Below are 16,280 nucleotides of genomic sequence, written 5' to 3'. Positions count from 1 at the left end.
AAGGAATAATTATGGAAAAGCATTATGTCGGTTCCGAAGTAGGCCAGTTGCGCAGCGTGATGTTACATCGCCCTAATTTAAGTTTAAAACGACTGACACCGTCAAATTGCCAGGAATTGCTGTTTGATGATGTGCTTTCAGTCGAGCGCGCCGGGGAAGAACACGACGTTTTCGCCAATACATTGCGCCAGCAGGGCGTGGAAGTTTTGCTGCTTACCGACCTGCTGACCGAAACGCTGGACATCCCGGATGCCAAGGGCTGGCTGCTGGATACGCAGGTTTCCGACTACCGCCTCGGGCCAACCTTTGCCGCCGATGTGCGTGGCTGGCTGGCGGATTTACCGCATCGCGAACTGGCGCGCCATTTAAGCGGCGGCGTCACCTACGGGGAAATTCCCGCCAGCATCAAAAATATGATCGTGGATACGCATGATATCAATGACTTTATTATGAAGCCATTACCCAATCATTTATTTACCCGCGATACGTCATGCTGGATCTATAACGGCGTGTCAATTAACCCGATGGCTAAAGCAGCCCGTCAGCGCGAAACAAATAATCTGCGCGCGCTTTATCGCTGGCACCCGAAATTCGCCAATGGTGATTTTATTAAATATTTTGGCGACGAAAACATTAATTACGATCACGCCACATTAGAAGGCGGCGACGTACTGGTGATCGGTCGCGGCGCGGTATTAATCGGTATGTCTGAGCGCACCACGCCGCAAGGGGTTGAATTTCTGGCCAGTGCCCTGTTTAAACACCGCCAGGCGGAACGGGTGATTGCAGTTGAACTGCCGAAACACCGCTCCTGTATGCACCTCGATACCGTCATGACCCACATCGACGTCGATACCTTCTCAGTCTACCCGGAAGTGGTGCGCAAGGACGTGCAGTGCTGGACGCTGACGCCGGACGGTCGCGGCGGCATCAAACGCCTGCAGGAGCGCGATCTGCTGCATGCCATCGAAAAAGCGCTGGGGATCACCCAGGTCAATCTCATCACCACCGGCGGCGACGCTTTCGAAGCCGAGCGTGAGCAATGGAACGATGCCAACAACGTACTGACGATCCGCCCCGGCGTGGTCATCGGTTACGAGCGCAACATCTGGACCAACGAGAAATACGACAAAGCCGGGATCACCGTCCTGCCCATTCCGGGTGACGAACTGGGACGCGGACGCGGCGGCGCACGCTGCATGAGTTGCCCGCTGGAACGCGACGGAATTTAAGGAGATGAGCATGACGAAACCCACACTGGTCGTCGCCCTGGGCGGCAACGCGCTGCTGAAACGCGGCGAACCGCTCGAAGCTGACATCCAGCGCAAGAACATCGAACTTGCCGCAAAAATTATCGCCCGGCTGACGCAGAACTGGCGCGTCGTGCTGGTACACGGCAACGGCCCGCAGGTTGGCCTGCTGGCGTTGCAGAACAGCGCTTACGAAAAGGTCACGCCCTATCCGCTCGACATTCTTGGTGCGGAAAGTCAGGGAATGATTGGCTACATGCTGCAACAGGCGCTGAAAAATCAGCTGCCGCAGCGCGAAATCAGCGTGCTGCTGACCCAGGTGGAAGTGGATGCCAACGATCCCGCGTTCAGCAACCCCACCAAATACATCGGCCCGGTTTACGACCGTGAGCAGGCCGACGCCCTGAAAGCGGAAAAAGGCTGGGTGTTTAAGGCCGACGGGCCGTACTTCCGCCGCGTGGTGCCGTCACCACAACCGCAGCGCATCGTCGAACGCGACGCTATCAGCGCACTGATCGCCCGTGACCATCTGGTCATCTGCAACGGCGGCGGCGGTGTGCCGGTGGTGGAACAGGCCGATGGCTACCGCGGCATTGAAGCGGTGATCGACAAAGACCTGTCCGCGGCACTGCTGGCGCGCCAGCTCAATGCCGACGCGTTGTTGATCCTCACCGATGCCGACGCCGTTTATCTCGACTGGGGCAAACCCACCCAACGCCCGCTGACGCAGGTCACCCCGGAGCTCCTGAGCACGCTGTCGTTTGATGCCGGTTCGATGGGGCCGAAGGTCGCCGCCTGTCGCCATTTCGTTGTGCAGTGCAACGGCATTGCCGGTATCGGCTCGCTGGCCGATGGACAGGACATTCTGGCGGGCGAAAAAGGCACGCTAATTCGTAATGAACACGCCCCGGTGCTGCCGGTTTGCTGAGAAATACAAAGGATTTATTCATGACTATCAATTTGAAAAACCGCAATTTTCTGAAACTGCTGGACTACAAACCTGCCGAAATTCAGTACCTGATCGATCTGGCGATGGAACTGAAAGCGGCGAAAAAAGCGGGACGCGAAAAGAAAACGCTGGTGGGCAAAAACATCGCGCTGATCTTTGAAAAAACCTCCACCCGTACCCGCTGTGCGTTTGAAGTCGGGGCGTTCGACCAGGGCGCACAGGTGACTTACCTCGGCCCAAGCGGATCGCAAATCGGCCACAAAGAGTCGATGAAAGACACCGCGCGCGTGCTGGGCCGCATGTATGACGGCATTGAATATCGCGGTTATGGCCAGTCGATCGTCGAAGAGCTGGGTGCGTTTGCCGGGGTGCCGGTCTGGAACGGGCTGACCGATGAATTCCACCCGACCCAGATCCTCGCAGACCTGATGACCATGCTGGAACACGCGCCGGGCAAAACGCTGCCAGAGCTCAGCTTTGCCTACCTGGGCGATGCCCGCAACAACATGGGCAACTCGCTGATGGTCGGCGCGGCAAAAATGGGAATGGACATTCGCCTCGTGGCGCCGCGCGCATTCTGGCCGGACGAAGCGCTGGTGAAACAGTGTGTCGCCATTGGTGAAGAGACCGGCGCACGCATTCTGTTAACGGAAGACGTTGAAGAAGGCGTTCATGGCGTGGATTTCCTCTACACCGATGTCTGGGTGTCGATGGGCGAACCGAAGGAGGCCTGGGCCGAACGTGTCAGCCTGATGACCCCCTATCAAATCAACCCGAGCGTCATCGCCGCGACGGGAAATCCGAACGTCAAGTTTATGCACTGTCTGCCCGCGTTCCACAACGCGCAGACCACTATGGGTCGCGAAATCGAAATTGCGTATGGCCTGGCCGGACTGGAAGTCACCGAAGAGGTGTTCGAGTCGGCGCACTCCATTGTGTTCGATGAAGCGGAAAACCGCATGCATACCATTAAAGCCGTCATGGTTGCCACGCTTGGCGAGTAATGCCTGAGAAGGGATGCCGCCCGGTGCGGCGTCCTTCCCTCTGCGCAACCAGACAGGAGGATAATACGATGACTGATTTAACGAAGGACGACGCAACAGCCGTCAGTAGCGGCGAGAAAAAGCTCGGGCTGAGCGCGCTGGTGGCACTGGTCGTGGGATCGATGATTGGCGGCGGCGTGTTCAGCCTGCCGCAGAACTTTGCCTCTGTCGCCTCACCCGGCGCGCTGATGATTGGCTGGGTGATCACCGGCGTCGGCATGCTGTGCCTGGCGTTTATTTATCAGAACCTGAGTGCCCGCTGCCCGCATCTTGACGGCGGTATCTACAGCTATGCCAGAGCCGGATTTGGCGATTTCATCGGCTTTCAGGCCGCATGGGGTTACTGGTTTTCGGCCTGGCTCGGTAACGTCTCTTACGCCGTGCTGCTGTTCAGCGCCGTGAGCTTTTTCATCCCCGTTTTTGGCGATGGCAACAACCTGGTGTCAATCATCGGCGCGTCAGTCGTGCTGTGGCTGGTCCACACGCTGGTGCTGCGTGGTGTCAGGGAAGCCGCGTGGATCAACACTATTCTCACTGTGGTGAAAGTACTGGTGCTGATCATTTTCATCATCGCCGTGCTGATCGCTTTCCGTCTGGGCGTGCTGACCGCCGATTTCTGGGGTCGCATGATGCGCGTCCATGGCACCGCGCCTGAGCTGTTCAGTCAGGTGAAAAACACCATGCTGGTTACCACCTGGGTGTTCATCGGTATCGAAGGGGCAACCGTGGTTTCCGCACGCGCAGCAAGGCGCAGTGATATCGGTAAGGCGACGGTTGTCGGCCTGCTGGGGGCACTGGCTATTTATGTGCTGGTCAGCGTGCTGTCGATGGGGATTCTTGACCAGGCGACGCTGGCAGGCTTAAAAAATCCGTCAATGGCCGGGGTGCTGGAAAGCGTCGTCGGGCCGTGGGGCGCGAAATTCGTTGCAGGCGGCGTGATTTTCTCGGTTGCCGGGGCGTTGCTGGCGTGGACGCTGTTCGCCGCCGAACTGCCGAGAGTCGCCGCACAGGATGGTGTTTTCCCGTCGGTGTTCGCCCGTGAAAACAGCCGCAATTCTCCGTCGGTTTCCCTGTGGATCACCAACGGTCTGGTGCAACTTTTCCTGCTGCTGGCGCTGTTTTACCAGGCGGGTTATCAGGTGCTGTTCTCCATTGCGACAGCGGCTATTCTGCCGCCCTACCTGTTCAGTGCGGCATACGGCCTGAAACTGGTGATGACGCGGGAACACTATCAGACGGAGGAGAAAACCCTGCGCGATGGCATTATTAGCGTCATCGCCACCGTGTATGGTTTCTGGCTCTGTTATGCCGCGGGCGATTCCATGTTGCTCAGCTCGCTGTTGTTCATTCCGGGCGCGGCGGTTTATATCTGGAAGAAAAAAGTCAGCCAGCAACGCTGCTTTAATTCGCTGGAGTGGGGCGTTCTGGTGCTGCTGGTGATCGTGGCAGGTTACACGCTGATGCAGATTGCGGCGGGCACCATGTCTATCACATGATGGAATAACCACGCCCCGGGTGGGGCGATTTATCTGGGTAAACAATAAATAACCAATAAAATCGGCACGTAAGTTATTGATTGTTCAAAAACGTTCGTTTTATCAACATGGAAACTGAAATCCGATGATGAAATTTGACCAACCCACCAGTGATAAAGAGCAGCTTCAGCTTGCCGTTTGTCAGCGCCTGATAGGTGAAAAAAGTTATTTATCCCAGGAAGAGCTTCGCCGCGATCTGCAGCGCCACGGCTTTGACAGCATCAGCCAGTCAACGGTGTCCCGCCTGCTGAAATTGCTTGGCGTCATAAAAATAAGAAATGCTAAAGGACAAAAAATTTATTCTGTGAATCCGCAGTTACGGCCTGCGCCCAACGCGGCGCGCTCGATTGCCGAAATGGTGGTGAGCGTTGAGCACAATAGCGAATTTATCCTTATCTACACCGCGGCGGGATACGGGCGGGCGGTGGCGCGAATTCTCGATTATCACGCCTTGCCTGAAATCCTCGGCGTGGTGGCGGGTAGCAGCATTGTCTGGGTTGCCCCGCGTGATGTTAAACGCACGCCGCTGGTACACAAACAGATTAATTATTTACTTATGATGAATTGATATGCAGAGATAACCGTTTACCTTCGCAAATTTGTGCATTAATCGCTTGATCCGAAAATGCAGCTGCGTATAATGCCGGACAATTTGCCGGGGGGAAGCATGGTCCAGAGTGTACGACATACTGTCTTACCGCGTCTGAAAAAGGGCGCAGGCCTGCCGTTTTTCTTCCCGTTGATCATTCATTCTCAAAGCCCCTTATTCAAGGGGCTTTTTTTTGCCCAGCGATCAGGAGATAAACATGGCTAACCCGCTATATCAAAAACATATCATTTCCATAAACGATCTTAGTCGCGAGGACCTTGAACTGGTGCTGGCGACCGCGGCGAAACTGAAAGCAAACCCGCAGCCGGAGCTGTTGAAGCATAAAGTAATTGCCAGCTGCTTCTTCGAGGCTTCGACGCGCACCCGCCTGTCGTTTGAAACTGCGATGCATCGCCTCGGCTCCAGCGTGGTTGGTTTCTCCGACAGCGCCAACACGTCGCTGGGCAAGAAAGGGGAAACCCTCGCCGACACCATTTCGGTCATCAGCACCTACGTTGACGCCATCGTGATGCGTCACCCGCAGGAAGGTGCGGCGCGTCTGGCGACCGAATTTTCCGGTAACGTGCCGGTACTGAATGCCGGTGACGGCTCCAACCAGCACCCGACGCAGACGCTGCTGGATCTGTTCACCATTCAGGAAACCCAGGGCCGACTGGAAAACCTCAACGTGGCGATGGTCGGCGATCTGAAATATGGCCGTACCGTGCACTCGCTGACCCAGGCGCTGGCGAAATTCAACGGCAACCGTTTTTACTTTATCGCCCCGGATGCGCTGGCGATGCCGCAGTACATCCTCGACATGCTGGACGAAAAAGGCATTGCCTGGAGCCTGCACAGCGCCATCGACGAAGTGCTGGCCGACGTGGACATTCTGTACATGACCCGCGTGCAGAAAGAGCGTCTCGATCCGTCGGAATACGCCAACGTCAAAGCGCAGTTTGTGCTACGCGCCAGCGATCTGGAGACTGCGCGCAGCAATATGAAAGTGCTGCACCCGCTGCCGCGCGTTGATGAAATCGCCACTGATGTCGACAAGACGCCGCACGCCTGGTACTTCCAGCAGGCAGGCAACGGGATTTTCGCGCGTCAGGCGTTACTGGCACTGGTACTGAATAGCGATCTGGTTCTGTAAGGGGGAAACGACAATGACACACGATAACAAACTTCAGGTTGAAGCCATCAAATGCGGTACCGTAATTGACCACATCCCTGCGCAGATCGGCTTTCAGTTGCTGACGCTGTTCAAACTGACCAAAACCGACCAGCGCATCACCATCGGCCTGAACCTGCCGTCCGGCGAGATGGGGCGCAAAGATTTGATTAAAATTGAAAATACATTTCTGACCGACGATCAGGTGAACCAGCTGGCGCTGTACGCACCGCAGGCCACCGTCAACCGTATCGACAATTATGAAGTGGTCGGTAAATCACACCCGAGCCTGCCGGATCGCATCGACACCGTGCTGGTGTGCCCGAACAGCAACTGCATCAGCCACGCAGAGCCGGTCTGCTCCAGCTTTGCGGTGAAAAAACGCGACAGCGATATCGCCCTGAAATGCAAATATTGTGAGAAAGAATTCTCTCATCATGTCGTACTGGCTAACGATTTCTGACTGGTAATGACGGGCCTGGTCCTTATAATGACCAGGACCCTAATTAGCGCTGTATTCAGGAGATAACATGAGCAAAACTATTGCGACGGAAAATGCACCCGCAGCTATCGGCCCGTATGTTCAGGGCGTTGATCTTGGCAGCATGATCATCACTTCCGGTCAGATCCCGGTGGATCCGAAAACCGGCAGCGTGCCGGACGCGGTTGCCGCCCAGGCGCGTCAGTCACTGGAAAACGTGAAAGCGATCGTTGAAGCAGCTGGTCTGAAAGTGGGCGATATCGTGAAAACCACGGTTTTCGTTAAAGATCTGAATGATTTCGCGACCGTTAACGCCACGTATGAAGCCTTCTTCACCGAGCACAACGCCACGTTCCCGGCGCGCTCCTGCGTTGAAGTCGCGCGTCTGCCGAAAGATGTGAAGATCGAAATCGAAGCTATCGCAGTTCGTCGCTAATCGCGGTGCCGGGTCACGAAGACCCGGCTAGTGTTTTCACCGCACCGGGTTCAGAGAAGATTAATAGAGCGTCACGCGTTCGAGGATTTCCTGCGTATACGGCGCCGCGTACGGCCACGGCTGGCTGCTGCCCAGCGCGATGTTGGGTTTGTTTTTGCCGTGGAAGTCGCTGCCACAGGTCGCCAGCAGCGAGTTATCCAGCGTGTACTGATAAAGCGCGTGGCGAAGCGCCTCGTCATGATAGCTGGAGAACACCTCCACCCCCTGCACACCGAGCGGCAGCATCTGCTCAATCACTGAGAGATGTTTTTCCTTCACATTAGCGCCGATATGCGCAATCACCGGAATGCCACCGTTGTCGATAATCAATGCCGCCATTTCTGCCATTGGTGGGAGTTCAACCGTCACATGGCAGGGTTTGCCTCTGCCGAAAAAATCCCAGAAAAAGTTAATCAGCGGCATATCGCTGCGCGCGTTCCCGGCCCGGTAAGGCAACAGCAGATCATGGTTTGCGTTACGGGCGTCTTCTAAAATCAGCTCCGCCATCTCCTCTTCCTGTGGGATGCGGTCGCCCGCCATCGCATACAGACGCTCTTCGTCGAAATGAAACCCGAGCGCCCGCAGTTTGCTGAGTTTCAGCGGCGTTGCCGCGCGTTCAAGTTGATGGAAGTTCTGTTCAACGGCGTCAAAATCCCGGCTGTTGCGCCGAAAACCATAGCCCAACAAGTGGTAATTATTACCGGCAAATGAACAATCAATTTCGATCCCCGTCATCACACTGACGCCCTGCGTTTTGCCTTCCGGAATGGCCTCTTCCACCGATCGCGCGGAGTTGTGGTCAGTGATCGCCAGCACCGCGAGATCTGCCGCTTTCGCCATCGTTAATAAATCGCTGACGGCGAAATCGGCATCGTCGCTGTACGCCGAATGGGTATGTAAATCGATACGTTTCATCACCTTCTCCTTAAGCTGATAATCATGTACTGACAGGCACTATACCGGACGGCGTAACAGGAAAATTTGCGCTCGAATAATAACCTGTTGCGATTTACTGCCAGCCATAACGACGGCTGTAAAACCCTTTCACCAATTGGGTGAGCGTCATATACCCCGCCAGAATCGCCACCAGCCACGGGAAATAGCTCAGCGGCAGCGCCCGCAACTGCACATACTCCGCCAGCGGCGAGAACGGCAGCGCAATGCCCGCAACCATCACCACCAGCGTCATCGCCAACAGCGGCCACGCGGCGCGGCTCTGGATGAACGGAATACGACGCGTGCGGATCATATGCACAATCAGCGTCTGCGACAGCAGCCCGACCACGAACCAGCCGGACTGGAACAGGGTCTGGTGTTCCGGCGTGGTGGCGTGGAATACAAACCACATCAGGCAGAACGTCAGAATATCGAAGATCGAGCTGATCGGCCCGAAGAACAACATAAAGCGCCCCAGATCGCGCGGGTTCCAGCGCTGCGGTTTCTGGATCTGTTCGTCGTCGACGTTGTCGAACGGGATCGCCACCTGCGACACGTCGTACAGCAGATTCTGAATCAACAGGTGCAGCGGTAGCATCGGCAGAAACGGCAGGAATGCGCTGGCGACCAGCACACTGAAGACGTTACCGAAATTCGAACTGGCGGTCATTTTGATGTATTTCAGCATGTTGGCGAAGGTACGACGCCCTTCGATCACCCCGGCTTCCAGCACCATCAGGCTCTTTTCCAGCAGGATGATATCCGCGGCTTCACGGGCGATATCCACCGCGCCATCCACCGAAATACCAATGTCCGCCGCACGCAGCGCGGGTGCATCATTAATGCCGTCGCCCATAAAGCCGACCACATGCCCTTCGCGCTTCAGCAACGTCACGATGCGCTCTTTGTGCATCGGCGTCAGGCGGGCGAACAGCGTCGTGTGACGGGCAAGCTGCGCCAGGTCATCGTCGCCAAGACGCTCGATGTCGCTACCGATCACCACCTCGCCAGGATCAAGCCCGACGTCATGGCACACTTTCGCCGCCACCAGCTCGCTGTCGCCGGTAAGGATTTTGACGGAGATCCCGCTGGCCTTCAGTGCGTTCAGCGCCGGGGCTGTACTCTCTTTTGGTGGATCAAGAAACGCGATATACCCTTCGAGGATCAAGTCAGATTCATCAATGCGCTGGTAATCCCCTTCCCGCGCCGGCAGCACTTTACTGGCAACCGCCACCACACGCAGCCCCTGACGATTGAGCGTGTCGGTCACCCGCGTAATACGGCGCAGCATAGTGTCGTCCAGCGGCACGATCTCGTCGTTGTAGCGCACCTGCGTGGAAACGCGGAGGATCTCCTGCAACGCACCTTTGCAGATCAACTGATGAACGTGTTCCTGCTCGGCGACCACCACCGACATGCGGCGACGCTCAAAATCAAACGGGATCTCATCCACTTTCTGCCAGCGTTCCGCCAGACCGCGCGCGGCATCCTGCCCGACGCCATCCAGCACCGCGGTATCGAGCAGGTTTTTCAGCCCGGTCTGATAATGGCTGTTGAGCCAGGCGCAGTGCAGCACGCGCTCGCTGACTTTACCGGACACATCGGTGTGGTTTTCCAGCACGATTTTATCCTGCGTCAGGGTGCCGGTTTTGTCAGTACAGAGGATGTCCATCGCGCCGAAATTCTGGATCGCATCAAGATGTTTGACGATCACCTTTTGTTTCGACAGTTTCACCGCGCCGCGCGCCAGCGTGGAAGTGACGATCATCGGCAGCATTTCCGGCGTCAGCCCCACTGCCACGGAAAGCGCAAACAGCGCCGCTTCCCACCAGTCGCCTTTGGTATAGCCGTTAATCAGCAACACCACTGGTGTCATCACCAGCATAAAACGGATGAGCAGCATGCTGACGCGGCTGATGCCTTTCTGGAACGCGTTCGGCTCGCTTTCCTGCTCGCTGACGCGCCCGGCCAGTTGCCCGAACCAGGTCTTTCCGCCAGTGGCGAACACGACAGCCTGCGCCGTGCCGCTGACCACGTTAGTACCCATAAAACACAGGGTGTCGCACTCAAGCGGGTTGCTTTGCTGCGGGACACGGCTGCGGACGACCTTCTCAACCGGGATCGATTCGCCGGTCAGCGACGCCTGGGCGACGAACAGATCTCGGGCCTGAAATACGCGCAGATCAGCCGGGATCATGTCGCCTGCCGACAGCTTCACCACATCGCCGGGTACCAGTTGATCGAGCGGGATTTCGCACCAGCGGCTTTCACCCTGATCGTTAATCACCCGCAGTACCGTGGCGGTATTGCTGACCATCGCCTTCAGCGCATCTGCCGCCCGGGTGGATCGCGCCTCCTGGATAAAGTTCAGCAGCGTGGAAATGGCCACCATCAGGGCGATCACCGTCGCCGCAAACAGATCTTCGGTGGAATAGGAGATGATCCCCAGCGCCGTCAGCAGCAAATTAAACGGGTTGCGATAGCACAACCACAGATGCACCCACCACGGCGCCGGTTTCTGCGCCGGAATGGTGTTATCGCCGTACTGCTCGCGCTGATCCTCAACCTCCATCGCGTTCAGCCCTTCCGGGTGGCTGTTGAAAGCGCGCCAGATTTCGTTTTCATCCATCGCGGCGATGTTCAGGCAATGGCGGGCAAGCGAGTCCGGGATCGGACCGCTGGCGAGCGCTTTCCCTGCGGGCATCGGGTCGCGTTGAACGAGACGACGCGGCAAACGGCGGCTGAGCTGTGCAAACAGCTGCCGGGTAATATTTTTCCACATAAAAAAGTCCCTCCACGCCCATCACAGACGGGCGCAGCATGGTTTTCAGGCGGCACCAGGCCGTACCTGAAAGGCACAAAATTGACTACAGGGACATCAACGACGTCACTGCCTCACCGCGCCGGTAAGACAGCAATCACAGCCTTACCGGAACGTAAAAAACCCCCGTCGATGGCGGGGAGTGGGATCGGGATCCATACAGCCTCCGGTAAGTGAAAGAAGAGATACCGCGCAAGTCAGCCAGATAAACGATGAAGCTTGTGCGATGATGGCGTTATCATACGACCGCGCAACTAAACCGGGCATCAACCAGACTTTGCCCATTGCGATTTGGTTGAATCACAGTAGTCTCTGTTTATTCTGCGGCACTGGCTTATTACGGGAACTGAGGATGCAAAACCGGCTGACCATCAAAGACATCGCTCGTTTAAGCGGGGTGGGCAAATCCACCGTCTCCCGCGTGCTGAACAATGAAAGCGGCGTGAGCGAACGCACCCGGGAACGGATTGAAGCGGTCATGCTTCAGCACGGTTTCTCCCCTTCCCGCTCGGCGCGCGCCATGCGCGGGCAGAGTGATAAAGTGGTCGCCATTATCGTCACCCGTCTCGATTCCCTCTCCGAAAACCTCGCCGTACAAACGATGCTGCCTGCCTTCTACGAACGCGGTTACGATCCAATCATGATTGAGAGCCAGTTTTCCCCGGCGCTGGTGGAAGAACATTTAGGCATGCTGAGTCGCCGTAACATCGACGGCGTGGTGCTGTTTGGTTTTACCGGCATCACCGAGGCGATGCTCGAGCCGTGGCAGTCAACGTTAGTGCTGTTGGCGCGGGACGCCAGCGGGTTTGCCTCGGTCTGTTATGACGACGAAGGCGCCATTAATATCCTGATGCAGCGCCTGTACGATCAGGGGCACCGTCATATCAGTTTCCTCGGCGTACCGCACAGCGACGTCACCACCGGCAAACGCCGTCATGATGCCTACCTCGCTTTCTGCAAAAAAAGCAAAATCAACCCGGTCGCCGCGCTGCCCGGTCTGGCGATGAAACAGGGTTATGACAACGTCGCGAAAGTCATGAACACCGACACCACCGCGCTGCTCTGCGCCACCGACACCCTCGCCATTGGCGCCAGCAAATATTTGCAGGAACAACGTATCGACAGCATCCAGCTGGCGAGCGTCGGCAACACGCCGCTGATGAAGTTTCTCCACCCGGAAATTATCACCGTCGATCCCGGCTACGCCGAGGCGGGAAGCCGCGCGGCACAACAGTTGATCGAGCAGATCAACGGCCGCGCCGAACCGCGTCAGATAGTGATCCCCGCCCGACTCGCTTAACCCCCTGCGGCACAATTTGTGTGATCTTGGCTGCGTTTCGGGAACGTTCCCATTTACCGAATTTGAGGAAAGGTTCAGGATGCTCATCAGGTCATTACGCAACATCCTTCATCTGCCATGAGGCTTCATGATGAGCAAAGTCAATCAGCAGGACATCGACAATCTGATCGATCTGGTGGGCGGGCGCGAGAACATCGCCACCGTCAGCCACTGTATTACCCGTTTGCGCTTCGTCCTGAACTCGCCCGCGAAAGCCAACCCGAAAGCCATCGAAGCATTACCGATGGTCAAAGGCTGCTTTACCAACGCCGGGCAGTTCCAGGTGGTCATCGGCACCAATGTCGGCGACTACTATCAGGCACTGCTGGCCACCACCGGCCAGGCGGCAGCCGACAAAGAACAAGCGAAAAAAGCCGCGCGCCAGAACATGAAATGGCACGAACAGCTGATTTCGCATTTCGCCGAGATCTTCTTTCCGCTGCTGCCTGCCCTCATCAGCGGTGGTCTGATCCTCGGTTTCCGTAACGTGATCGGCGATGTGCCGATGAGCAACGGCCAGACCCTGGCGCAAATGTTCCCGGCGCTGAAAACGATCTACGACTTCCTGTGGCTGATCGGCGAGGCGATCTTCTTCTATCTGCCGGTCGGCATCTGCTGGTCTGCAGTGAGAAAAATGGGCGGCACACCGATCCTCGGCATCGTGCTGGGCGTTACGCTGGTGTCGCCACAGCTGATGAACGCTTACCTGCTGGGTCAACAGACGCCGGAAGTGTGGAATTTTGGCCTGTTCACCATCGCCAAAGTGGGCTATCAGGCGCAGGTGATCCCGGCGCTGCTGGCGGGTCTGGCGCTTGGTTTTATCGAAACGCGGATGAAGCGGATCGTGCCTGACTATCTTTATCTGGTCGTCGTGCCGGTGTGCTCGTTGATCCTCGCCGTGTTCCTCGCCCATGCGCTGATCGGCCCGTTCGGCCGTCTGATTGGCGACGGCGTGGCCTTCGCGGTGCGCCACCTGATGACCGGCAGCTTCGCCCCGATTGGCGCCGCGCTGTTTGGTTTCCTGTATGCGCCGCTGGTGATCACTGGTGTGCATCAGACCACGCTGGCGATTGATATGCAGATGATCCAGAGCATGGGCGGTACGCCGGTGTGGCCGCTGATTGCCCTCTCCAACATCGCGCAGGCAGCAGCGGTGGTGGGCATTATTATCGTCAGCCGCAAACACAACGAACGTGAAATTTCCGTCCCGGCCGCCATCTCCGCTTTTCTCGGCGTGACCGAACCGGCGATGTACGGCATCAACCTCAAATACCGCTTCCCGATGCTGTGCGCGATGGTCGGTTCCGGGCTGGCCGGTTTGCTGTGCGGTCTCAACGGCGTCATGGCGAACGGTATTGGCGTCGGCGGTTTGCCGGGCATTCTCTCCATCCAGCCAGCGTACTGGCAGATTTACGCGCTGGCGATGGCCATCGCGGTGGTGGTTCCGATTGTGCTCACGTCAGTGATTTATCAGCGTAAGTTCCGTCAGGGCTCGCTGCAAATTGTGTAATGGTGTTGGGGCGCGGGGCGCCCCCTTTTTTAGCAGGAATGCATAATGAATACCCTTCCCCACTGGTGGCAGAACGGCGTTATCTACCAGATTTACCCCAAAAGCTTTCAGGACACGACGGGCAGCGGTACCGGCGATTTACGCGGGGTCACTGCGCGCCTGGACTACCTGCAGACGCTCGGCATTGACGCCATCTGGCTGACGCCGTTCTATGTCTCGCCGCAGGTGGATAACGGCTACGACGTGGCGAACTACACCGCTATTGATCCCACTTACGGCACGCTGGACGACTTTGACGAACTGGTGGCGCAGGCCAAAGCGCGCAACATTCGCATCGTGCTCGACATGGTGTTCAACCACACCTCGACGCAACATCCGTGGTTTCGCGAATCTCTGAACCCGGACAGCCCGTACCGCGAGTTCTACATCTGGCGTGATGAACCCAACAACTGGCGGTCGAAATTTGGCGGTAACGCCTGGCAGTGGCACCCGGAAAGTAAGCAGTATTTTCTGCATCTGTTTGCGCCGGAGCAGGCGGATCTCAACTGGGAAAACCCGGCGGTACGCGCCGAACTGAAAAAAGTGTGCGAGTTCTGGGCGGATCGCGGCGTGGATGGCCTGCGTCTTGACGTCGTTAACCTGATATCCAAAGACCAGACCTTCCCGGACGATGACCGCGGCGATGGCCGCCGTTTCTACACCGATGGCCCGCGGGCGCATGAGTTTTTGCAGGAACTGAGCCGCGACGTCTTCACACCTGGCTACCTGATGACGGTGGGCGAAATGTCCTCCACATCGCTTGAGCACTGCCAGCAATATGCTGCCCTCGACGGGCGCGAGCTGTCGATGACCTTTAACTTTCACCATCTGAAAGTGGATTACCCCGGCGGCGAAAAATGGGCGCTGGCAAAACCCGATTACGTCGCCCTGAAAGCGCTGTTCCGCCACTGGCAGCAGGGTATGCATAACGTCGCCTGGAACGCACTGTTCTGGTGTAACCACGACCAGCCGCGCATCGTCTCGCGGTTTGGCAGCGAAGGCGCGCTGCGCGACACCTCGGCGAAAATGCTGGCGATGGTGCTGCATGGCATGCAGGGCACGCCCTACATCTATCAGGGGGAAGAGATCGGCATGACCAACCCGCACTTCCGCCAGATAACCGACTATCGCGATGTGGAGAGCCACAACATGTACGCCGAACTGGGTGCTCAGGGGCGTGATGGCGACGAGCTGCTGGCGATCCTCGCCAGTAAATCCCGTGACAATGGCCGCACGCCGATGCAATGGAGCGCGCAGCCACACGGCGGTTTCACCACCGGCGAGCCGTGGATTGGCTTGTGCGACAACTACCGCGAGATCAACGTCGACGCCGCGCTGCACGATCCTGATTCGGTGTTTTACACCTATCAGCGGCTTATCGCCCTGCGTAAGCGTGAACCTGTCCTGACCTGGGGAGATTATGAAGATCTCCTGCCGGATCACCCGGCGCTGTGGTGTTATCGCCGCCAGTGGCAGGGGCAAACGCTGATGGTCGTCGCCAACCTGAGCAACCTGTTCCAGGCATGGTCGCCACAAACGACAAACGGCGAATGGCAAACCGTTATCAGCAACTATGCGGAAACCGCGCGAAAACCTGGCGATATGACGCTTCGCCCGTATGAAGCCGTCTGGTGGCTGCAATCAGTATAATTACAGCAAATATATTATTTCCCGCCCACGATGTGTGGGCGTTTTTATATTTACGCCATGAATGAAATATATAAATAAAATAAGAAAGCAATATTTATTCAGTTTCACTGAAAGCAAGTGTTAATTAATATAATGCCACGTAACACACTGTAATTAAGCCAGTTATTCAGCCACCAAAAATGGACACGTTCCCGCCCCATATCTTTTTCTGACCTTTCCAAAAATAATATTGCCGCGCTGGATTAAACACCCTTTGTCGCCAGCAAAATAATCCCATACGGAAAGGNTAAGAGACGCAGTATTCTGTCGTTATGTATCGCCATGGCCCTGAGCGGCAACAGCTGGGCGGCAGATACGAACGATATTAACAGCAACGAACAGCAGACCATTAACTGCAGCGATGACAGCAGCACACTCAACGCGGTCGATAAAGAAAAATTCAGCGCCCGGTGTACGAAAGACGACGACAGCCTGCTTGAGTGGGTTGCCGCA

At 56.8% G+C, this 16,280-nt stretch carries 13 protein-coding genes and 1 pseudogene; 12 read left to right on the top strand and 2 right to left on the bottom strand.

Annotation, left to right across the window (positions count from 1 at the left end; translation table 11 throughout):
• Window positions 1–11 precede the first annotated feature (11 nt).
• The 9 genes and pseudogenes from arcA (at window position 12) to ridA (ending at window position 7,454) form a co-directional block, all read left to right on the top strand.
• The gene (gene arcA, locus AOY23_RS01875; protein WP_054178158.1) at window positions 12–1,232 is read left to right on the top strand and encodes an arginine deiminase; all 1,221 of its coding nucleotides are present in this window, start codon (window positions 12–14) and stop codon (window positions 1,230–1,232) included.
• Window positions 1,233–1,242: 10 nt separating this feature from the next.
• The gene (locus AOY23_RS01870; RefSeq protein WP_054178157.1) at window positions 1,243–2,178 is read left to right on the top strand and encodes a carbamate kinase; all 936 of its coding nucleotides are present in this window, start codon (window positions 1,243–1,245) and stop codon (window positions 2,176–2,178) included.
• Window positions 2,179–2,198: 20 nt separating this feature from the next.
• Window positions 2,199–3,203 (top strand): ornithine carbamoyltransferase, encoded by a 1,005-nt coding sequence (gene argF, locus AOY23_RS01865; RefSeq protein WP_054178156.1) that lies wholly within the window; start codon window positions 2,199–2,201, stop codon window positions 3,201–3,203.
• 68 nt (window positions 3,204–3,271) lie between these two features.
• Window positions 3,272–4,738 (top strand): basic amino acid/polyamine antiporter, encoded by a 1,467-nt coding sequence (locus AOY23_RS01860; RefSeq protein ID WP_054178155.1) that lies wholly within the window; start codon window positions 3,272–3,274, stop codon window positions 4,736–4,738.
• Window positions 4,739–4,865: 127 nt separating this feature from the next.
• Window positions 4,866–5,345, top strand: a complete 480-nt coding sequence (locus AOY23_RS01855) for an arginine repressor (RefSeq protein ID WP_407829998.1) — start codon at window positions 4,866–4,868, stop codon at window positions 5,343–5,345.
• A 99-nt stretch (window positions 5,346–5,444) separates the two neighbouring features.
• Window positions 5,445–5,581 (top strand): annotated as a pseudogene (gene pyrL / locus AOY23_RS21430) (pyr operon leader peptide).
• A 2-nt stretch (window positions 5,582–5,583) separates the two neighbouring features.
• Window positions 5,584–6,519: an aspartate carbamoyltransferase gene (gene pyrB / locus AOY23_RS01850; RefSeq protein WP_054178153.1), complete on the top strand. Its 936-nt coding sequence runs from the start codon at window positions 5,584–5,586 to the stop codon at window positions 6,517–6,519.
• 13 nt (window positions 6,520–6,532) lie between these two features.
• Window positions 6,533–7,000 (top strand): aspartate carbamoyltransferase regulatory subunit, encoded by a 468-nt coding sequence (pyrI, locus tag AOY23_RS01845; RefSeq protein ID WP_054178152.1) that lies wholly within the window; start codon window positions 6,533–6,535, stop codon window positions 6,998–7,000.
• Window positions 7,001–7,067: 67 nt separating this feature from the next.
• Window positions 7,068–7,454 (top strand): 2-iminobutanoate/2-iminopropanoate deaminase, encoded by a 387-nt coding sequence (gene ridA, locus AOY23_RS01840; RefSeq protein WP_054178151.1) that lies wholly within the window; start codon window positions 7,068–7,070, stop codon window positions 7,452–7,454.
• A 60-nt stretch (window positions 7,455–7,514) separates the two neighbouring features.
• Here the strand turns inward: ridA and AOY23_RS01835 are convergent, their stop codons facing one another.
• Window positions 7,515–8,408 (bottom strand): PHP domain-containing protein, encoded by an 894-nt coding sequence (locus AOY23_RS01835; protein ID WP_054178150.1) that lies wholly within the window; start codon window positions 8,406–8,408, stop codon window positions 7,515–7,517.
• A gap of 94 nt (window positions 8,409–8,502) precedes the next feature.
• Window positions 8,503–11,211, bottom strand: coding sequence for a magnesium-translocating P-type ATPase (mgtA, locus tag AOY23_RS01830; protein WP_054178149.1), 2,709 nt, complete (start codon window positions 11,209–11,211; stop codon window positions 8,503–8,505).
• Between the two features lie 265 nt (window positions 11,212–11,476).
• On the opposite strand from mgtA, the gene treR reads away from it, so the two are divergent.
• From treR to treC, 3 genes are all read left to right on the top strand, one after another.
• Entirely contained in the window at window positions 11,477–12,550 is a 1,074-nt protein-coding gene (gene treR, locus AOY23_RS01825; RefSeq protein WP_321164308.1) for a trehalose operon repressor TreR, read from the top strand.
• A gap of 130 nt (window positions 12,551–12,680) precedes the next feature.
• Complete coding sequence (gene treB / locus AOY23_RS01820) at window positions 12,681–14,099, top strand: PTS trehalose transporter subunit IIBC (RefSeq protein WP_161804011.1); 1,419 nt, start codon at window positions 12,681–12,683, stop codon at window positions 14,097–14,099.
• 45 nt (window positions 14,100–14,144) lie between these two features.
• A complete protein-coding gene (treC, locus tag AOY23_RS01815) occupies window positions 14,145–15,788 on the top strand; it encodes an alpha,alpha-phosphotrehalase (protein ID WP_054178146.1) in 1,644 nt (547 codons plus the stop codon).
• The last annotated feature ends 492 nt before the right edge of the window (window positions 15,789–16,280 follow it).

It is taken from the genome of Trabulsiella odontotermitis, assembly GCF_001297775.1.
Lineage (GTDB): Bacteria > Pseudomonadota > Gammaproteobacteria > Enterobacterales > Enterobacteriaceae > Trabulsiella > Trabulsiella odontotermitis.
Note: the sequence above shows the minus strand (reverse complement) of the source record. Positions and strands in the feature narration are given on the sequence as shown.